This is a genomic window from Paenilisteria riparia FSL S10-1204 (assembly GCF_000525995.1).
Taxonomy (GTDB): domain Bacteria; phylum Bacillota; class Bacilli; order Lactobacillales; family Listeriaceae; genus Listeria_A; species Listeria_A riparia.
Genome location: NZ_AODL01000002.1, coordinates 1 through 20,050, shown reverse-complemented (window position 1 = coordinate 20,050; position 20,050 = coordinate 1). Strand labels below are relative to the sequence as shown.

14 protein-coding genes, 1 pseudogene and 1 other annotated feature are annotated in these 20,050 nt (G+C 40.2%); of the genes and pseudogenes, 6 read left to right on the top strand and 9 right to left on the bottom strand.

Features of this window, described 5'->3' with window-relative positions:
* Window positions 1-259: 259 nt before the first annotated feature.
* Window positions 260-1,931: pseudogene (locus PRIP_RS00280) on the bottom strand (peptide ABC transporter substrate-binding protein).
* Between the two features lie 616 nt (window positions 1,932-2,547).
* Window positions 2,548-4,209 carry a peptide ABC transporter substrate-binding protein gene (locus PRIP_RS00275; protein ID WP_036098875.1) on the bottom strand — a complete coding sequence of 554 codons (1,662 nt, stop codon included), beginning with the start codon at window positions 4,207-4,209 and terminating at the stop codon, window positions 2,548-2,550.
* 393 nt (window positions 4,210-4,602) lie between these two features.
* On the opposite strand from PRIP_RS00275, the gene PRIP_RS00270 reads away from it, so the two are divergent.
* The 3 genes from PRIP_RS00270 (at window position 4,603) to trpS (ending at window position 7,974) form a co-directional block, all read left to right on the top strand.
* On the top strand, window positions 4,603-6,120 hold the full coding sequence (locus PRIP_RS00270) for an immunoglobulin-like domain-containing protein (protein ID WP_149023722.1): 1,518 nt from the start codon (window positions 4,603-4,605) through the stop codon (window positions 6,118-6,120).
* Between the two features lie 180 nt (window positions 6,121-6,300).
* Window positions 6,301-6,651, top strand: coding sequence for a DUF3899 domain-containing protein (locus tag PRIP_RS00265; RefSeq protein ID WP_036098873.1), 351 nt, complete (start codon window positions 6,301-6,303; stop codon window positions 6,649-6,651).
* Window positions 6,652-6,692: 41 nt separating this feature from the next.
* Window positions 6,693-6,926: a binding site (T-box leader), on the top strand.
* Between the two features lie 49 nt (window positions 6,927-6,975).
* The gene (gene trpS / locus PRIP_RS00260) at window positions 6,976-7,974 is read left to right on the top strand and encodes a tryptophan--tRNA ligase (protein WP_036098872.1); all 999 of its coding nucleotides are present in this window, start codon (window positions 6,976-6,978) and stop codon (window positions 7,972-7,974) included.
* A gap of 49 nt (window positions 7,975-8,023) precedes the next feature.
* On the opposite strand, the gene PRIP_RS00255 is transcribed toward trpS, so the two are convergent.
* From PRIP_RS00255 to PRIP_RS00240, 4 genes are all read right to left on the bottom strand, one after another.
* The gene (locus PRIP_RS00255) at window positions 8,024-8,440 is read right to left on the bottom strand and encodes an organic hydroperoxide resistance protein (RefSeq protein WP_036098871.1); all 417 of its coding nucleotides are present in this window, start codon (window positions 8,438-8,440) and stop codon (window positions 8,024-8,026) included.
* A gap of 14 nt (window positions 8,441-8,454) precedes the next feature.
* Window positions 8,455-8,889 carry a MarR family winged helix-turn-helix transcriptional regulator gene (locus PRIP_RS00250; RefSeq protein WP_036098870.1) on the bottom strand — a complete coding sequence of 145 codons (435 nt, stop codon included), beginning with the start codon at window positions 8,887-8,889 and terminating at the stop codon, window positions 8,455-8,457.
* Between the two features lie 118 nt (window positions 8,890-9,007).
* Entirely contained in the window at window positions 9,008-10,246 is a 1,239-nt protein-coding gene (fabF, locus tag PRIP_RS00245; RefSeq protein ID WP_036098869.1) for a beta-ketoacyl-ACP synthase II, read from the bottom strand.
* A gap of 201 nt (window positions 10,247-10,447) precedes the next feature.
* Window positions 10,448-11,386, bottom strand: coding sequence for a beta-ketoacyl-ACP synthase III (locus PRIP_RS00240; RefSeq protein WP_036098868.1), 939 nt, complete (start codon window positions 11,384-11,386; stop codon window positions 10,448-10,450).
* Window positions 11,387-11,787: 401 nt separating this feature from the next.
* Here PRIP_RS00240 and PRIP_RS00230 point away from each other — a divergent pair, with 401 nt between their 5' ends.
* Both PRIP_RS00230 and PRIP_RS00225 read left to right on the top strand, forming a co-directional pair.
* Complete coding sequence (locus PRIP_RS00230; RefSeq protein ID WP_036083055.1) at window positions 11,788-11,976, top strand: YjzD family protein; 189 nt, start codon at window positions 11,788-11,790, stop codon at window positions 11,974-11,976.
* A 94-nt stretch (window positions 11,977-12,070) separates the two neighbouring features.
* Window positions 12,071-12,805: a class I SAM-dependent methyltransferase gene (locus tag PRIP_RS00225; RefSeq protein WP_036098866.1), complete on the top strand. Its 735-nt coding sequence runs from the start codon at window positions 12,071-12,073 to the stop codon at window positions 12,803-12,805.
* 52 nt (window positions 12,806-12,857) lie between these two features.
* Here the strand turns inward: PRIP_RS00225 and gpmA are convergent, their stop codons facing one another.
* Both gpmA and clpB read right to left on the bottom strand, forming a co-directional pair.
* Window positions 12,858-13,547: a 2,3-diphosphoglycerate-dependent phosphoglycerate mutase gene (gene gpmA / locus PRIP_RS00220; protein WP_036098865.1), complete on the bottom strand. Its 690-nt coding sequence runs from the start codon at window positions 13,545-13,547 to the stop codon at window positions 12,858-12,860.
* Between the two features lie 294 nt (window positions 13,548-13,841).
* Window positions 13,842-16,430, bottom strand: a complete 2,589-nt coding sequence (clpB, locus tag PRIP_RS00215) for an ATP-dependent chaperone ClpB (protein WP_036098864.1) — start codon at window positions 16,428-16,430, stop codon at window positions 13,842-13,844.
* A gap of 229 nt (window positions 16,431-16,659) precedes the next feature.
* On the opposite strand from clpB, the gene PRIP_RS00210 reads away from it, so the two are divergent.
* Window positions 16,660-18,996 (top strand): helix-turn-helix domain-containing protein, encoded by a 2,337-nt coding sequence (locus tag PRIP_RS00210; RefSeq protein ID WP_036098863.1) that lies wholly within the window; start codon window positions 16,660-16,662, stop codon window positions 18,994-18,996.
* Window positions 18,997-19,147: 151 nt separating this feature from the next.
* Here the strand turns inward: PRIP_RS00210 and PRIP_RS00205 are convergent.
* The coding region (locus PRIP_RS00205) for an MFS transporter (RefSeq protein WP_036098862.1) at window positions 19,148-20,050 on the bottom strand (903 nt) is incomplete at its 5' end.

The following is a 20,050-nucleotide window of genomic DNA, read 5'->3' as shown; positions in this document are numbered from 1 at the left end:
ATTTTCTTATTTTATCATAAGCCTGCTACCATAGCGAGCTTTGTTTTCTCATTTAATTAATTTTTAAGTATCATTGCGTCATTTTACTGAGTTTCAAAGACAAACTATCTAAAAATTCATTTCCAATATTCTGCACTTAAGCAATAGCCACTGTTTTACAACTAATTAGGAATCCATTATTCATCATCAAAAGAGAGAGTATATAGAATATACTCTCTCAATTAAAGTCAAGCATTTCTTAAATCATATGCGTTCTAAATTATTTTCCGTCAATATATGTGTTCTTGAATGTGTAGTCAGGACCAAACGCATTTTTTTGTAGATCTTTTACGTACGGTTGTTGCAAGAATGCTTTCGCACGTTGGTAAACTGGTTGAATTGCTTGGTCTTTCGTGATTAGAATTGGTTCTGCTTTAAGCATTTCATCCCAGCGAGCTTGTGTGTCGCCAGCAAGTGGACCTGCAGCTTGATCGATAATCTTATCGTAATCAGCATTGGAGTAGCTCATTCTGTTTTGAGTGTTACCAGTTCTGAACAAGTTCAAGAATGTAGATGGATCTTGATAATCAGGACCCCATGCACTCATAGAGAAATCATAATCTTGTTTTTGGTCATTAGCTAAACGGATTTTGAATGGTACGTTTTTAAGTGATACTTTAAGGCCAGATAGGTTTTTCTCCCATTGGTTTTGTAAGAATTCACTTGATTTCTTCGCATTTTCTGTATCATCACTTGTAAACTCAAGATTTAGAGATGTTACACCAAGTTCTTTCAAACCTTGTGTCCATGCTTTTTTCGCTGCATCTAAATCATAAGAACCAACATCGCCTACTTCATCACGGTAGTCTTTGTTATCTTTAGGGTCGAAAGTGAATTTCTTAGGTACTAAACCGTTGGCTGGGATAGAACCATTTTGTAGTACAGTGTCCACATAGCTTTGTTTGTCAATTGACAATGCCAATGCTTTACGGATATTTTCATTTGCTAATGGCGTTTTCTTACCATTACGTTCTTGGTTAAATTTAATGTAGAATACAGAAGATTCTTCTTCTACTGTGTAGTCATCTTTGTTTTTGTTTTGAGCAGCGTATTCAGCTGTCAATAGTGCTTTGTCTAGTTTACCTGTATTGTATAAGTTAACGCTAGTTCCTGCATCTTGAACTACTTGTACATTGATTTTCTTCAACTTAACAGCTTTTTTATCCCAGTACGTATCATTTGGTACGAAAGCCCAGCTTTTTCCTGTTCCATTCCAGTCAGTTAATTTGAACGGTCCATTGTAAAGGATGCTGTCGCTATCAAGTGCATATTTGTCGCCTTTTCCTTCCACGAATTTTTGGTTAAGTGGGAAGAATGTTGGGAATGCTAATAGTGAGTCAAAGTAAGCTGTTGGTTGAACCAATGTTACTTCAAGTGTTTTATCATCAACTGCTTTAATTCCTAGTTCAGAAGGTTTTTTCTCACCTTTGATGATTTCAGAAGCGTTTTGAACTAATCCATCAAATAAGTAAGAATAAGTGGCTGCTGTTTTTGGATCAACGGCACGTTGCCATGAGTATACATAATCTTGCGCTGTAACTGGGTCACCATTTGACCATTTAGCGTCATCGCGTAATTTGAATGTATAAACTTTTTTTGTCGTCGCTCACTGTCGCTTTCTCAGTAGCGCCTGCTGGTTGTGCTACACCATCTTTATCAAGTGCATACAAACCTTCGTTCGTTTGGTTAATAACGTTTAATCCAACTGCATCATCAGCTTTTGTACTGTCAGCGGATGGGATAAGTGCAGATTCAGATAAGTTCAACACTTGTTCAGAATCTTTTGAGCCCCCACTACCGGATTTTGAATCGCTTCCGCCGCCACATGCCGCCAATACTAAGCTTAGTACTAATGTTAATCCTAAAACTAAAAATAATTTAGATTTTTTCATTAGTAAACCTCCCTTTTTTATTTTTCTGAAAAATCATTTCGATTACTATTATACTCTAAAAATTTAAGCTTTGTAAATTATTTTTTCGAAATATACGAAAACAAGGATGAAAGTTATAAGTTATTGCAAAATTTCCGCAAGATGACCCAATTAGCCTATCCTTGCGCGTTTAGGGCACATAGATAAAACTGTATTAAGCCTCTAATTAGAGTAGTTCACAATTTACGTTCACCTTTTATTAAGTTTTCAGAATAAATAAATCGATTAAAATAAAATTCCCCCAAAACTTCACTGTTTCATACATACCTATGTAGAATGAAAACATATTTTAGAAAGTATACTATTCTCGAAAAGCAACCCACTAACACTTTTAGTTGGATTATATTTATTTATATACTTTTTTTTTTGCCTTCTGTCTACATAAATACATCAAAAAATCAATTAATTTTTTAAAAAAAATTTACAAAGCCTTAATATACGGGGACTCATAAGGACTTTATCCATGACAGTAAAATTCACAATCGTTGTTAGATATTTCGATTTCAATGGTCATGTTTACCATAATAAAGATAAAGAAGGGATTCTGTTTTTGTGACGGAATCCCTTCTTACTCGAATTATTTCATTGTAATCCATTGATACGAATATGGCGCACCGAATAGATGTGATACAAAACCGGTCATTTTTGGATTTTGTAGTGCGGCTACACCGTTTTGGTATAGTGGCGCAATCGCTGTATCGTCTGAGATTAAGATTTTCTCTGCTTTTAAGAGATTATTCCAACGTGCTTCTGGTTGTGTTGCAAGTGTTGTTGCAGCTTCTTTTAGCAGCTTATCATATTCTGGATTGGAGTAGCTTGAACGGTTGTAGCTGCTTGTTGTTTCAAATACGCCAAGGAACGTAGATGGGTCCTGATAGTCTGGGCCCCAACGTGATAGTTGTAGTTCATATTGCTGTGTTTCATCCAGTTTTAGACGGGATTTGTATGGCACTGTTTTGATGTTGACTTTTAGACCGTCTAGGCTGGTTTCTAGTTCATTTTGGATATATTCGGACATTTTTTTACTGAACTCTTGGTCATCACCTAGGAATTCAATCGTAATGTTGTCTTGGCCTAGTTCTTGTTTTGCTTTTTTCCAATACGCTTGTGCTTTGGCTTTGTCATATGTGATGAGGTCGCCGCTTTCTTTACGGAAGTCTTCTTGTGTTTCTGGATTGAATGTGAATTTGGCTGGTACAAGACCATCAATCGGCTGCGATCCGTTAGCCAGCACTGTATCGACCATTGTTTCTTTATTAATAACTGTGGCAATTGCTTTACGAACATTTTCATTTGCAAAAATGGTTTGTTTACCATCTAATTTTTGGTTAAATTTTAAGAAGTAGACGAAGGCGTCCAGGTTGGATGTGAAGTCTTTATCGTTTTGTTTTTGGTTCGCATAGTCACCTGAGAGTGTCGCGCGGTCTAGTTTGCCCGTTGTATATAAGTTTACTGCACTTCCAGGGTCTTTGATAACTTGGAGATTAATTTTGTCTAGTTTGATGTCGCTTTTATTCCAATACTTATCGTTCTTTTCGTAAGACCATGATTTGCTTGTATTTGTCCAGTCTTTCATGGTGAATGCGCCATTGTAAATCATGTGATTGCTGTCTTTGGCGTAGTCAGAGCCCTGCTTTTCCACGTATGCTTCATTTTGTGGATAGAAGGTTGGGAATGTTAACAAGGAATGGAAATATGGTACTGGTTGTTCTAATGTCACTTCTAATGTTGTGTCATCAATTGCTTTTACGCCAAGTTCTTCTGGCTTCATTTTGCCCGCAGTGATTTGTGTAGCATTTTTTACAACTCCACTAAAAATAACGGCGTATTCTGCGGCTGTTTTTGGATCAACAATTTTTCTCCATGAATAGACGAAATCATTGGCAGTAACGGGGGTGCCATTAGACCATTTCGCATCATCTCGCAGTTTAATTGTGTACACGGTTTGGTCTGCATTTACTTCTGGATCTGCTTTTGCAACACCTGGTTGTACTTTATCGTCTTTGTCTAGGTAGTATAAGCCTTCAAATACAGTATTTTGAGCCGTGAAACTAACACCATCTGTCCCTTTTTTAGAGTCCATTGATGGAATTTCTGCTGACTCCATCAAGTTTACTTCTTTTTTGTTTGATTTGTTGACACTATCTTTTGCCGTGTCGCCGCCTCCTCCGCATGCTACAAGAACTGCAGCCATTGCGCTCAATACAAGTGCTAGTACCCAACTTTTTTTCAACTTCATTTTTTACACTCTCCCCTTTTTTGGATGTAGGAATACTATATACTATTTTTTTCAGAAAAATAAAGTAGTTTTTATAAATCGAATTAATTTTATTATTTTACATAAATGGAAAAACCTTTCGCGCTTTATCATTTTTAGGTGTTAAAGTTTTATTGCTTACATTTATTACTTTGGCTTATATATCATCTATAACTGAAAACACTTCGAGAAAGCGATTCCAAAAATGGAATATGCTAGAAAAATTTCACATTATATCTACAGTATTGTAATAGCTTATGTCCTATACTTGAGTTGAAAGGTGTGAATTACGCTCGCCTTTCGAAACTCGAGTATACACAAAAATAGAGTAAGGAGATTAAACAAATGAAAACATTTTTAGGCGTAGCGTTAGCAGTGGCTTCCGTACTTAGTTTACTTTTAGGCTTGGTCGATTACCCTAAGCAAGTGCAAGCGCAAGAAAACACAGAAAACGCTGAACTTAAAGGGGAAGCGCCAACATTAGAATCAACAATTACAAAAACTAAAGACCCTACTATCAAAGCACTTAACCAAACAGAATCGCAATCTATTTCAGCAAAAAATCTATTTACATTAACACCTGCATCGTATCAAATTGGAAATATCAATGTAACTGGTACTTATTCTGCGACAGATTTAAGTAGCATTACCAAAGTTGTGTTGCTAGTTGATGGTATCATTGTTAAAAATGGAGCCTTCAATCATGCTACGAAAACTTTTCAAATCTATGCTACAGGTCTCATTACAAGCTCTAAGCAAAAAGTTGAAGTTGCTTTGTTCAATCGAAATACAGAGTTGAAACGAGAAATTGTACCTATAACTGAATTACCCACCCATGATTATGTTATAACCCCTATGCCTTACCAAATTGGCAATGTTTCTGTTGTGGGTACCTATTCTGGTACTAACATTAATGCCATTACGAAGATTGTACTTTTAGTTGATGGCACTATTGTTAAAAATGGAGCTTTCAACCATACTACGAAAACATTCCAAATTTCAGCTGATAGTAAAATTACAGACATCCACCGTAAAGTAGAAGTTGCTCTGTTTGAGGGCAATAAGGAATTGAAACGTTCGCCTGTTACCATCGTTAGCAACTATAATTTAGCAGTTTCCCCATATCAATTAGGGGCTGACTCTATTATCGGCACTTATTCTGGTACTAATTTACAAAATATTACTAGAGTTGCACTATCAATTGATGGGCTCCTTGTTAAAGAAGGAACGCTAGATTCCTCCACAAACACATTCCAAATCCCTGTAACTAATCTTATTACTAATCTGAATCAAAAAGCAGAGGTGATTATTTTTAATGGAAATGCAGAATTAAAGCGCGCATCTGTCCAAATTATTGGAAATTATAATTTGATTGCTTCTCCTTATCGGGTTGGAAATATGTTCGTTACAGGCACTTATTCTGGCACTGGGCTTGATTTAATAACTAAGGCAGTACTAGCAGTTGATGGCGTTATTGTGAAGAACGGAACTTTCAATGCTACTACCAACACATTCCAAATCTATGCCAGTGGTCTCGTTACGAGTAGTAAGCAAAAAGTAGAAGTCATCTTGTTTAGGGGAAACCTCGAATTGGGACGAACAGAAGTTGAAGTCTCTAGCTACGGTGACTATAGTTTAGAGGCTGCACCATTCAAACTTGGTGGTTCATATGTTACAGGCACTTATTCTGGTACCGATTTAGATGCTATCACTAAAATTGTACTCTTAGTTGATGGCATTATCGTAAAAAATGGTACTTACAATCATACTGCGAAAACATTCCGAATCTACGCAAGTAACCTTATCACCAACAGTAGCCAAAAAGTAGAAGTAGCCATCTTTAGTGATAACGACGAATTGAAACGAACACCTGTAATAGTGAACGCTATTTAGCTAACAATATTATCAAAAAACAGCTCGTCCATGGGTGCATAGTTGCTCTCATGTATGAGCTGTTTCTGGTGCTAGAGACAGATTGCCACATTATATTTTGAAGATTATTAAGATATGGTGGTTTTCATATGCTTCTTGTGATAAAGTGAAAGGAGAATTTGGATTGGATGGTGACATTTCTTGCTCAAACGTGTGACAATTTTTGCGGTAATTCAAGAGATTTTGATTTTCTTTATCATATTGACGTTTTATTGGCAGGTTTCGCTGCTTTATTATATTAATGTGTCGTTTATTGTAGCTGCTGTTGTATTTTTAATCGGCCTGCTACTCTATGTAATGCAGTCGGGTTTTTTCGATTTAATCCATTCCGGAATGCGCAAGGTGTTAAGGCGAATGAAGCGTGAAGATGAAAATGAATTTGCGAATGTTCCTTTGTCAGAATTGATGAACGTTGGTTATGTAAGTTTATTGCTTAGTTCATTGACAGTGCTTGCTACGAGCTTTATTGCACTTGCTTTTTACTATCATTGACGAGCTCACGATTTATTGATACTATTAAGTGGCATAGTGTTGAATGTGTTAGCAAAGAGAGTAGTATAGTTTAGTCGCGCTTCTTAGAGAGTCTGTGGGTGGTGGAAACAGATAACGCGCTTTTCTGGAATGGACTCTTTGGCATCATTTGTGAACAGTGAAGTAGCAAATGGCGGGTTAGACCGTTATCTCCAGAGATGTTGTTGCATCTCGCTAAGTGGCTCTGGAATGGAGTACTTAGGGTGGTACCGCGGATTTTAACGTTCGTCCCTATTGATGTAGGGATGGGCGTTTTTTTGTAGTTAATTGAAGGAGGAAATGATGATGAAAAAGACGATTTTTTCGGGAATTCAGCCGAGTGGTGATTTGACGTTAGGAAATTATATTGGTGCTTTGAAGCAGTTTGGGCAATTTCAGGAGGATTATAACTGTTTTTATTGTATTGTGGATGAGCATGCGATTACTGTTCCACAGGATCGTTTGAAGCTGCGTCAAAGCATTCGTAATTTAGCGGCGCTTTATTTAGCGGTGGGGCTTGATCCAGAGAAGTCAACGTTATTTATTCAATCGGAAGTTCCAGCACATGCGCAGGCTGCTTGGATTCTGCAGTGCAACGTGTATATTGGTGAGTTGGAGCGAATGACACAGTTTAAAGATAAGTCTTCTGGAAAAGCTGGAGTTAGTGCTGGCTTGCTGACATACCCACCACTGATGGCTGCAGATATTTTGTTATATCAAACGGATTTGGTTCCTGTTGGTGACGATCAGAAACAACATATTGAATTGACGCGGGACTTAGCGGAGCGTTTTAATAAGAAAAATACGGATACAGATGTGTTTGTCGTTCCTGAAATTTACGTGCCAGAGCAGGGCGCGCGCGTAATGGCGTTGCAAGACCCTACTCGCAAAATGAGTAAGTCGGATGATAATAAAAAGAATGCGATTTTCTTGCTTGATCCGCCAAATGTGATTACGAAAAAAATTAAAAGTGCTGTAACGGACTCTTCGGGAATCGTGCAGTTTGACAAGGAAAATAAACCGGGAATCTCGAATTTACTTGCGATTTATTCGGCTATGACTGGTGAATCGATAAAAGATTTGGAAGCGAAATACGAAGGAAAAGGTTATGGCGATTTCAAATCGGACCTGGCAGAAGTTGTGGTTGGTGAACTAGCACCCATTCAAGAACGTTATGAGCACTTCTTAGCTTCTCCGGAACTAGATGCTATTTTAGACCAAGGTGCTGAAAAAGCGGCAAGGGTTGCTAATAAAACATTAAAGAAAATGGAAAACACGATTGGTCTTGGTCGCAAAAAAAGATAAAAAAATCCCGTCACGCATTTAGGACGATTGCGTGACGGGATTTTTTTATTTAAATAATATTTAATTCTACTTCAATATTGCCGCGGGTTGCTTTGGAGTACGGGCATACTTGATGCGCCGTTTCAACGAGTTGTTGTGCGGTCTCTGGGTCAACGCCTTCAATGTGTACGCTTAGCACAACACCAATTTTGAAGCCATTATCTTCTGGGTCGCTGTATAATGATACAGTTCCTTCGACAGTGCTTGCTGCTTCGATTTTTTGTTTGGACATAACAAGTTCTAGTGCGCTATTAAAACAAGCCGAGTATCCTGCTGCGAAAAGTTGTTCTGGGTTTGAGCCTGAGCCACCTTCTCCGCCTAGTTCTTTCGGTGAAACGATATCTTGGAAAAAGATATTGTCTGGAGAGTGTACTTCTCCTTTACGTCCGCCGGTATTAATAACTGTTGTTTCATACAATTTTTTCATTTTTAGTTCCTCCATTATTTTCTTTGAATTTTGGTTGTTAGTTCTTTCATTCCCGTCAATAGTTGGATATACGCTTCTTCGGTGAACGATAATTTGGAAATGCAATCTGCTACGCTTGTTAATACGTCGTCTTTCATGGCGATTGCTTTGTCTGTCAGTTCAATGTAAACTTTGCGTTCGTCGGCTTTGCTGCGTGTTCGTTTGATGAGCGACATCGTCTCCATGCGTTTAAGCATTGGCGTTAATGTGCCGCTGTCTAGGGCCAGATGCGTGCCTAATTCTTTTACTAAAAGCTTCGGTTCTTCCCAAAGCACTAGCAAAACTAAGTATTGTGGATAGGTGAGCTCGAAAGGTTCTAGCGCCTGTCGGTAAAATTTCGTGAATTCTCGTGATGCTGTGTAGATGGAAAAACATAATTGTTCGTCTAGGATTCTTTTTTGGCTTACCATCGTTCTTTCCTCCTAATTTATTTGTGCACAATTTAATTGTAAGCTATATTTTTAAGAAAAGCTATTCTTCTGCTCAAAAAAAGAGATATCACCAAAATTGGGACATCTCTTTTTGTTATTATTGATATTTCTTAAATACTAATGTGGCGTTATGTCCGCCGAAACCGAATGAGTTAGACATTGCTACGTCTACGTTCATTTCGCGGGCTTCGTTTGGTACATAGTCTAAGTCGCACACTGGATCTGGATTTTTCAGGTGAATGGTTGGCGGGACAATGCTGTCGCGGATTGCTAAGACACTGAAAATTGCTTCGATTCCGCCTGATGCGCCTAGTGTGTGTCCTGTCATTGATTTGGTAGAGCTGATTGCAAGCTGAGGAGCAACGTCGCCGAATACGGTTTTGATGGCTTGTGTTTCGTAGTCATCGTTGTATGGCGTACTTGTGCCGTGTGCATTAATGTAATCCACGTTTTCTACTGCAATATCAGCGTCATGTAACGCCATTTGCATGGAGCGGGCAGCACCTTCGCCACCTGGCGCTGGTGCTGTAATATGATACGCGTCTCCTGTTGCGCCATAGCCAACCACTTCGGCATAAATTTTAGCACCGCGAGCTTTGGCGTGTTCTAGTTCTTCTAAAATGAAGATGCCTGCGCCTTCGCCGATGATAAAACCGTCACGTTCAGCGTCGAATGGACGACATGCCGTTTCTGGATCTGGATTTAAGGATAATGCTTTGTTCGCAACGAATCCTGCTACGGACATTTTTGTAATTGGGGCTTCGGCGCCACCAGTAATCATCACGTCAGCGTCGCCGCGTTGGATGACTTTGAATGCGTCTCCGATTGAGTTCGTAGCTGTAGCACATGCCGTTACGGTCGCTGAGTTAATGCCTTTTGCGCCGAAACGGATGGATACTTGACCGCTCGCCATATCAGGTATCATCATTGGTACAAAAAATGGACTAACACGACGATGGCCACGATTTAAAAAGGTATCATATTGTGTTTCAAATGTTTCCATACCGCCAATTCCTGAGCCAATCCAAACACCAACACGTTCTGCGTTTGAATCGTCAATTGTTAAACCTGAATCGGCAACAGCCATATCCGCACTTGCGATGGCGTAATGCGTGAAGCGGTCCATTTTGCGAGCTTCTTTCTTCTCAAGGTATTGCTCAATATCGAAATCCTTTACTTCCGCAGCGATTTTCACTGGGTAGTCGTCTGGATTAAGCCGTGTAAGTTCTCCGACACCATTCACACCTTTTTTCGCGTTCTCCCAAGCTGTATTAGCGTCATTACCTATTGGTGTAACAGCACCGACTCCCGTTACTACAACACGTTTCTTCTCCATTATTTCATCTCCTGTTCTCATAAAAATAAACTTCTGTTCATATATAACAGTAGCTAAACTTGCTAAAAATGCAATTTCTCATAGCAAAAAAAATATAAAGACAGACTTATTATATCATAAATAATACATGATTTCCCGAAAAGTCCTGAAAGAAAGCGTTACCTGAAACAAAACATCGTTCGCTTCAGGCTTATCACGCTTTTATTTACCCCATTTAATGACTAGCGCGCCCCATGTTAAGCCAGCGCCAAAACCTACTAATAGTAAGTTGTCATCATCATTAATACGACCTTCTTCTACGGCATCTACTAAGGCTAAAACAATCGATGATGCAGATGTGTTGCCGTATTTATGCACAGTTTTCATTAGTTTTTCTTCTGGTAGTTCAAGACGTTCGCGAGATGCTTCCATGATGCGAATATTTGCTTGGTGTGGGATGAGTAAGTCTAAATCATCTTTGGCGATTCCTGATTTTTCAAGAACACGTAACGAAGCATCGCCCATTTGACGCACTGCAAAGCGGAAAACTTCGCGGCCGTTCATATATAATTTGCGTTTTTCGTTTAGATTTAAATGTTTGCCACCAGAACCGTCTGAACCAAGGTCAAATGCTAATAAGCCGCGACCGTCAGAAACTGGTCCCATCACGATTGCTCCAGCGCCATCTCCAAATAGAACGGCTGTGCTACGGTCTTCCCAATCTGTGATTTTGGATAATTTATCAGCGCCGATAACGACGATGTTTTTGTATGCGCCTGTTTGGATGAATTGGGCTGCTGTTACTGTTCCGTAAGTGAAGCCAGCACACGCTGCGCCTAAGTCCATTGCTGCGGCGTTTATTGCGCCTAGGCGATCTTGTATTATATTTCCGACAGATGGGAAATTGGATTCTTGTGTTACGGTTGCTACGATAAATAAATCGATGTCTTCTGGTGTTAGACCAGCGTTTTCGATTGCGGCTTTGGCTGCTTCGTACGCCATATCGTGTACGTATTCGTCCTCACGTGCTATGCGACGTTCTTGGATGCCTGTTCTTGTGCGAATCCACTCGTCGGATGTGTCCATCATTTTTTCTAAATCTGCGTTTGTTAGGACGCGTTCTGGTACGTATTTGCCAACACCTAAAATACCTGCATTCATTTTGTATTCCTCCAAGAAAATAATAGTTTGAGCTGTTTTGAGAGCTCTGGTATAGATAAAATTGATACGGATAGATAAATAGTAGTGCGAGAATCTGTTGTTTTTTTTTGTTGTTTTTTCTTTTGTATGGCTTTTTTGGTCAATCTAGCCTCACGCGCTAGCCCCTCGGAAATAGTGACCCTAACGGCAAAAGCCAAAGTGACGGCTTTCACCGTTAGGGTCACTATTTCTGTCGGGGCTGGACGAGCGCGTTCGGCTTTTTTTATTACCTGGTCCTAATTCTAACAGACAATCCCTATTTCCACAACCAAATTATCCTTAGCTTGGGGAATAAATGTTGGTTTAATTGTCTTATTTGTGCTAGAATAACAGAAGGAATCCTTGAATGGAGGTGTTGTGTCATGCGTTATATCGTGACCTTTTTCTGGGTGTTTATTTTGGCGCAAATGTCTGAATATGTTGCTGCGTCTGTTATTGCAACAACGTATGATTTCACCATGGGTACTATTATGGCAGTCGCTATTTCGATTGCGATTTTCTTAATTCCTGTACTGATGCCAAAAGAAAGCGAAACTTACGATATCAAATAAAGAAAGTGGCTATAAGCATGTGTTGATCTTTTGATTGGCAAGTGTTTAGCCGCTTTTTTTTATGTTATAATATGCGCGGAAGAGGTGTTTCGACTTGAAAGAAAATATATATGATAATCCTACTTTCTTTGAGCAGTATAGCAAAATGAACCGATCTGTAGAAGGCTTAAAGGGTGCTGGAGAATGGCATGAATTCCAGAAAATGATGCCTGATTTTCATGGTAAACGCGTGCTCGACTTAGGTTGCGGTTTTGGTTGGCATTGCTTGTATGCTGTGGAAAATGGGGCAGTGTCTGTGGCTGGTGTCGATATTTCTGAGAAAATGCTGACAGAAGCGCGTAAAAAGACTGATTCTCCAAAAATTAACTACGTGCAGCAAGCGCTTGAGGATATTGATTTTGAAGCGGATAGTTTTGATGTGGTGCTTAGTTCACTCGCACTTCATTATGTTGCGTCGTTTAAGACGATTTGCGAGAAGGTGAATCAGTGTTTGGTTCATGGCGGCGCGTTTGTTTTTTCGGTGGAGCATCCTGTTTTTACAGCGCAAGGCACGCAGGACTGGTATTATGATACGGATGGGAATAAGTTGCATTGGCCTGTGGACAAGTATTTCATGGAAGGTTTGCGGACGGCGAATTTTCTTGGGGAAGATGTGATGAAGTACCATAAGACATTGACGACTTATATGAATACGTTGTTGGAAACTGGATTTGAGCTTGTGAAATTAGTAGAGCCAGAACCAGATGCGGCCATGTTAAACAGCCACCCTGATATGCCGGATGAGTTGCGTAGACCAATGATGCTACTTGTGTCTGCTCGGAAAAAATAATGATATAAAAACGATTGAGCGTCCAAATCTGGATTTTCAATCGTTTTTATGTTTATTCGCCTAAGTAATATTTATTGGTAGGTTTTAAGTCTTCATCCAGTTCGTAAACTAGCGGGACACCTGTTGGAATTTCTAGTTCCATGATGTCATCGTCGCTGATGTCTTCGAGGAATTTCACTAAAGCACGTAAGCTATTGCCGTGTGCTGCAATAACGACGCGTTTTCCGCTTTTTATTTCCGGAGCAATCGTGTCCATCCAATACGGGATAACGCGTTCTAATGTAACCTTTAAGTTCTCGCCTCTTGGAATCGCGCTTGTGTCTAAAAGTTGATAGCGACGATCATTTTTGGCTAAGCGTTCGTCGTTGTCTTCAAGTAATGGTGGCAATGTATCGTAGCTACGACGCCATTGCTGTACTTGATCAGCGCCATATTTATCGGCCGTTTCTTGTTTATTAAGGCCTTGAAGTGCACCGTAATGACGTTCATTTAGACGCCATGACTTGTGAACGGGAACCCATAATTGTTCGGAGCCTTCTAACGTGTAGTCAAGCGTTTTAATCGCGCGGGTTAGGACAGATGTGAAGGCGACGTCGAACTCTAGGCCTGCTTCTTTGACTAGCTGACCTGCGCGTTTAGCCTCCTCGACACCTTCTTCCGACAAGTCGACATCGTGCCAGCCGGTAAATAAGTTCAGTTTGTTCCATTCGCTTTGTCCATGACGAATCAATACTAATTTCATTTCTTTCATCCTCTCCACGTTTCAATTTCATACACTAACAATTTTCCCTACTTCTCTAAGTATAAAACGCTTTGCCTAGAAAATCTAATCTAAACACGGACTGTAGATAAACTATATTTTAAATAAAAAACCGGTCCATGCCTCCAAACCTCAGCGTATCGACAAATGTCCAGGTTCTAGGCATGGACTAACCATGTGAGAAGTTATGCGTAGCGCAGCGTAGAAAAGCATCGGAACAGAGCTTTTAACGACGAAAATGGGCGTTTGTCGACACGCTGAGAGCTAAGCATTCTTTTATTCTATGTCAAAATGGAAACTGTTGTCCTGTAATGTAATCGCAACTTTGGAATGTGGCATAATTTTTCCAGCTACGATTTCGCGGGCAAGAGGTGTTTCGATTTGTCGTGTAATGTAGCGTTTCAATGGACGTGCTCCATAAACTGGATCATACGCTTCCTCTGCAATATAACGTTTCGCATCTTCTGTCATCGTAATCGCAATTTCTTGACTTGCAAGACGAACTTCCAATTCCGCGACCACTTTTTCAACGATGCCTTTAATATTTTCCAATGTTAGCGGTTTGAAGAGAATGATGTCATCCACACGGTTTAAAAATTCTGGCTTAAATGAAGCTTGCAAAACTTCTAGCACATCTTCTTCTAGTTGCTCAGAAATTTCTCCGTCTACCGTTCGTTCCAGTAGCATTGTGGAACCAATATTAGACGTCATAATGATGACGGTGTTTTTAAAATCAATCAGGCGGCCTTGAGAATCTGTGATGCGCCCGTCATCTAAAACTTGAAGTAAAATATTGAAAACATCCGGATGCGCTTTTTCAATTTCGTCTAGCAAAATAATGGAGTACGGGTTACGGCGAACTGCTTCGGTTAACTGACCGCCTTCTTCATACCCAACATAGCCTGGAGGTGCGCCGACAAGCCTTGATACGGAATGCTTTTCCATGTATTCAGACATATCAATGCGAATCATATGATCTTCGGAGTCAAAAAGATTAAATGCAAGTGCTTTTGCCAGTTCAGTTTTTCCGACACCAGTTGGCCCTAGGAAAATGAAAGAACCAATTGGACGGCGCGGGTCTTTGATACCTGCACGAGCTCTGATAACAGCGTCGCTTACTAGTTCTACCGCATTTTCTTGTCCAATGACTTTTTCGCGGAGTGATTCGGCGAGTTTTAGCAGTTTTTCGCGTTCGCCTTCGACTAATTTGCTAACTGGAATACCTGTCCAACGACCGACGATGTCTGCGATTTCGTTCTCGGTTACTTCTTCTTGCAACAAGCGGTCTTCGTTTGCTGTTTTTTCGCGGTTTTCTGCTTCTAGTTCGGCAAGATGTTTCTCCGCTTCTGGGATACGGCCATGACGCAACTCTGCGGCTTTGTTTAGGTCGTAATTGTTCTCTGCTTCTTCTAGTTCGTGGCGCAAATGGTCAATTTGTTCGCGGACTTCGCGGATATTGCTGATTTCGTTTTTTTCCGATTCCCATTTCGATTTCATTTTGTTTGCTTCTTCTTTGTAATCAGCCAACTCTTTTTGTAGCATTTCAAGGCGTCGTTCGCTGGCTGGATCTTTTTCTTCTTTTAGCGCTGCTTCTTCGATTTCTAGTTGCATCACTTTGCGCGTCACTTCGTCCAGTTCACTTGGCATTGAATCGATTTCCACGCGAATGGTGGCGCAAGCTTCGTCGACAAGGTCAATCGCTTTATCTGGCAAAAATCGGTCGGTGATGTAGCGGTTTGACAAGCTCGCCGCTGCGACAAGCGCGTTATCGTGAATATTGACCCCATGATGGATTTCAAAACGTTCTTTTAGCCCGCGCAAAATGGAAACTGTGTCTTCCACGGTTGGCTCTGGAACAAGGACTTTTTGGAAACGTCGTTCTAGGGCTGGATCTTTTTCAATGTATTGGCGGTATTCGTCCAATGTGGTGGCACCGATACAGTGAAGTTCACCGCGAGCAAGCATTGGTTTTAGCATATTGCCTGCATCCATGGCACCGTCTGTTTTTCCAGCGCCGACAATCGTATGAATTTCATCGATGAAAAGTAAAATTTCGCCGTCGCTATCTTTTACTTCTTGCAAGACGGCCTTTAGACGTTCTTCAAATTCGCCACGATATTTCGCACCAGCGATAAGTGAACCGATATCTAGTGAAATAATCGTCTTATCTTTTAGTCCTTCGGGAACGTCTTTACGTACGATACGTTGGGCTAAACCTTCGACGATAGCCGTCTTACCAACACCTGGTTCGCCGATTAAGACTGGGTTATTTTTTGTTTTCCGTGATAATATCCGGATGACATTGCGGATTTCTGTATCACGCCCGATGACTGGATCGATTTTCCCAGCGCGGACTTCGGCTACTAAATCGCGGCCGTACTTTAGTAATGCCTCATATTGATCTTCTGCATTTTGTGATGTCACTCGTTTTCCTCCTCTGATTTGTAAAATGGCTTCATTTAATTGTTTTTTCGGAATCCCGATGGCCTCTGTAATTGGGCTTTTTTTCTGATTCATAATCGCTAGTAATAGATGTTCAGTCGAGACATAGTCATCTTCTAGCGTTTGGCGCTCTTTTTCTGCGTCACGCATGAGTTCGTATAAAGCCGGGCTCATTGCTTGGCCGTACTGCACATTACTTCCCGTTACAATCGGCAACTTCTCTATTTCGGTTTCTATGACGCTAAGTAATTGTTTCGCATCAACACCCGCGACTTCGTACACCCGTTTTGTAAAATCGCTATGTGTTAAAAGTGCGGCAAACACATGGACCGTGTCAATTTGTTGTTGTTGGCCGTCTACAGCCAATTGTTGTGCCGACGCAATCGTTTCTTGGACTTGTTGTGTGAATTTCTGCATTTCCATAAAAATGATGCACCTCATTTCTTGATTTTCTTTTTATTATAGGCCTCTTCGTTTCAAATAACCTCCGCTTTAAGATGGATATTTTTCTAATCTGACCTTTTTTGACCATATAGTTATTATAATACTTTATCCTAATTTTGTCCAAAGAAAAATATCTGCAAATTTAATCGTCATACTCCGTGATTTCTAGTATAATGAAGGCGAGATGAACAATTAAGGGGGCAAAATCATGGGAAAAAAAGACGGATATACGATTCAGTTGGAAAATATTCATTACTTAGCGCCGACAGTGAATAGTGGCACAACTATCTTTTTCGTTTTGGAGGGAGAACTTCGAGTCTCTTCAGCTGGTCAGACGTTTTTGCTACAAGAAAGCGACTTAATTGTAATCAATCATCAGCAACATTATTCGATTCGTGGAATAAAGTCTAATACTGTGATGAAACTGCAGATCACTGGACCATTTTTTGCATTATATTACCCTGCTTATTTTCAATATTCTTTTGATTGTTTCTCTAGTGGACTTGATACAGGGCGTGAAAAGATGGTAACTTTGTTGCGCAAGAACTTGGCGAATATGATGATTGCAACAGCAAATGGTTTTGAAAATAGCATTTTGGAGTCGCAAAGTGCACTTTTTCAAATGATGTTGTTACTAACTCGCTTTTTCAAAGAGGAACACGTGTCAGAAGATAAATTCGCGGTTCATGACACTCGGATTACGCGCATTATTCAGCAGTTAGAGCAACAGTTTGATGAGCCGATTACGCTCCAAAGTATAGCAGAACAGGAATATTTATCGGTCGCTTATTTGTCTCGGTATTTTAAAAAGATGACAGGATTAGGCTTTTTGCAATATTTAACACAGATTCGTCTGGAGCATAGTTTGGAAGATTTGTGTTATAGCTCAGCCACGATTTCACAGATTGCCCAGAAAAATGGCTTTTCTTCTTCTAAAAATTTCACGACTTCTTTTAAAACATATTATGGTAAATCGCCTGCATCTTATCGTCGAGATTTCCTTGCTGCGCCTTTAGATTCGGACAAACAGCAGACTCCGATGCCTGAAGTAACACCGATTAAGCCATCCCCTGCTGTTTTAGTGAAACTTTCGCATTATCGCCAAGTTGCTGAGAAAGTGAACTTCATGAATGAAATTCCTTTTGAGCAGAGACGAATTTCGATTACCATGGGAAAACAAGAAACAATTCCTGAACCAATACATATTTTGACGATTGGGGAATTGAAAGAAGTGTTGAATCACAATGTGCAACGTCAAATTGAGTCAGCCGCAGCAGAACTTCGTGTTCGCTATGTTGGCATTCGCCATCTAATCTTTGGCTCCACATTGCTTTCGGAAAAAGAAACGGATGAAGCTATGCCGACTTCTTCCCCATATGCCAATGCTTCTTTAGCCATTGATTACTTAAAAAAGCATGGTATCAGCTTGTTTATTCGCATAGAATATCAGGATATTTCGAGTGATGAGACGCTCTATTTTGAAAAACTGACGCAGTTTATGCAGCATATGATTCAAGTGTATGGGTCACCGTTTGTTAAGACATGGTATTTCATGTATTATGAGCCATACAATACGGTTGCTTCAAAAAAGGAACTGCAACGTGTATATTTGAAATTACGCGAAGTGATTAAAAGTTTCCACGCCTCTATTCAGGTTGGGAGTTATTTGCCATTTTCTGAGCGACGGGAAACACCGTTTGCGAATCATGCGTGGATTTTACAAAATCGGGATGCAGTTGACTTCCTCGGTTTTAATGCAAACCAAAACGAAGCGGTCGATTTCACGAAAAGTGCACAGAAGGACTTTATTATTACGAAAGATTATGTTTTATCAAAAACGCAAAAGTTAAAGCGATATTTGAAGGAAAATCGGTGGGATAAGCCTTTGATGTTGACGAATTGGAACACATTGACTGGAAATACGCGTTATACAAACGGGACATTTTTTAGAGGAGCTCTTATTTTTCAAACGGTTCTAGCGGTTAGTTCGGAGGTAGCCGGGCTTGGATTTTGGATTAACACGGAGCTACATGAAGAGGATTTGAGTGGGCACAATATCCGATTGGATGGGCTGGAATTGTTTCATTTTTTCAATGGAAAACGACCAGCGTATTTTTCGCTTAAGTTTAAGGAAAGGTTACACGGAAAGGTGGTGGCACGTGGCGAGCATTTTGTGATGACAGAAAATGAGGATGGGTACCAGCTTGTATTGTTGAACTGTACGAATATGAACCCACTCTATTCAGTGGAAGATTCGTTTTTACAAGATTATCGAAAGGAGTTCCATGTGCAGTTTGATGGGCTTATACCTGGAGAATATCAGTTGCGCAAATTCCAGTTCGATCAGGAGAATGGTGCACTTTATTCAAAGTATTGGCAATTAAACAGTAAGCATGGGCTCGATTCGGAAATTATGGATTATATTGTGCAAGACGCACAGCCAACACTTTCGGTGAGCGACGAGTTAATTACAGAAAATTGGTCGTTTTACGCATATTTGGATGTCAATGCCATCCAGTTTTATGAATTTCGACGAACATTGTAGAAAGAATCTTAAGGAAATACCAAATAAAGCCCGTGTCTATGCCCTATCAATTAAAACGAATAAGGCATAAACGCGGCTTTGCAAAAATCGAGCGGAAGTGTTTGGTGATACACAATTTGGCGTCGAACAGTCCCAAGAGATTGTTGCTGGTTTATTTGGTTTGTGTTCCAAAACTGTCTTTTTTTACATTCGGTATTAGTCCAACAAATATCGCGGTGATGATGGATACGACAGCGATTGAAGTAAAGACGCTATCGTATGTACCGAATTTGCCTACTAGAGTCGCGACAATAATCGGTGCGAAAACGCCTCCCAGTGTTGCTCCTGTGTTGATAATGCCAACGCCAGTTCCGACGATAGATTCATCTAGTCGTTTTAATGGTAAGGTGAACATCGTTGAGAAAATCATGACGGAACACAGGTAGCACAGGAAGAGCCAGAATGTGGCGCCCGCGATGTTTTCTGTATGGTAAACAAGAATTGCTGACACTGCTGCAATAACTGCTAAAATAAAGATGACACGTTTTTCGCGATGCTGGAAATAGTGGCCAACGATGAAGGCTGTTCCAAAACTTCCGAGTAAGCTACCAAGTCCTGCAATAGCTACGATGATAGAGCTTATACCAAGTGTTACACCTCGCTCATCTACAAAATAGGTTGGCATCCAGTTCGCGACGGTGTATAATGCAATATTAATGCTACACATCGCGATAAATAGTAAAATAACAACGGGATTTGCTAGTACTTTTAAAAATGGTATGGTTGGTGCATCGCTTTTTTGTGCCGCTTTTTGCTTTTCTTTATGCGTGTTTGGCAATTTCCAAATGACGAGAATTAGCGCCAAAACAAAAATGAATGCAATGCAGAAAACAGCTCCCCTCCAGCCAAATTGAGCAATAATAATCGGGATTAACAGTGGTCCGATGATGGAAGCAATTCCTGATGTAGAGATTAGAATAGATTGCGCCCAGGTTCTTTTTTCCATTGGATATGTGTCAGTCACAGTTCTGGCGGATGATGTTGGGTAACCTGCGTGTCCAATTCCTGCAAAAAA

Bases quoted from the DNA above. Each gene is read 5' to 3' on its own strand.
- PRIP_RS00275 (WP_036098875.1), bottom strand. From the start codon at position 4,209: ATGAAGTTGAAAAAAAGTTGGGTACTAGCACTTGTATTGAGCGCAATG.
- trpS (WP_036098872.1), top strand. From the start codon at position 6,976: ATGAAAAAGACGATTTTTTCGGGAATTCAGCCGAGTGGTGATTTGACG.
- PRIP_RS00255 (WP_036098871.1), bottom strand. From the start codon at position 8,440: ATGAAAAAATTGTATGAAACAACAGTTATTAATACCGGCGGACGTAAA.
- PRIP_RS00250 (WP_036098870.1), bottom strand. From the start codon at position 8,889: ATGGTAAGCCAAAAAAGAATCCTAGACGAACAATTATGTTTTTCCATC.
- fabF (WP_036098869.1), bottom strand. From the start codon at position 10,246: ATGGAGAAGAAACGTGTTGTAGTAACGGGAGTCGGTGCTGTTACACCA.
- PRIP_RS00240 (WP_036098868.1), bottom strand. From the start codon at position 11,386: ATGAATGCAGGTATTTTAGGTGTTGGCAAATACGTACCAGAACGCGTC.
- PRIP_RS00230 (WP_036083055.1), top strand. From the start codon at position 11,788: ATGCGTTATATCGTGACCTTTTTCTGGGTGTTTATTTTGGCGCAAATG.
- gpmA (WP_036098865.1), bottom strand. From the start codon at position 13,547: ATGAAATTAGTATTGATTCGTCATGGACAAAGCGAATGGAACAAACTG.
- clpB (WP_036098864.1), bottom strand. From the start codon at position 16,430: ATGGAAATGCAGAAATTCACACAACAAGTCCAAGAAACGATTGCGTCG.
- PRIP_RS00210 (WP_036098863.1), top strand. From the start codon at position 16,660: ATGGGAAAAAAAGACGGATATACGATTCAGTTGGAAAATATTCATTAC.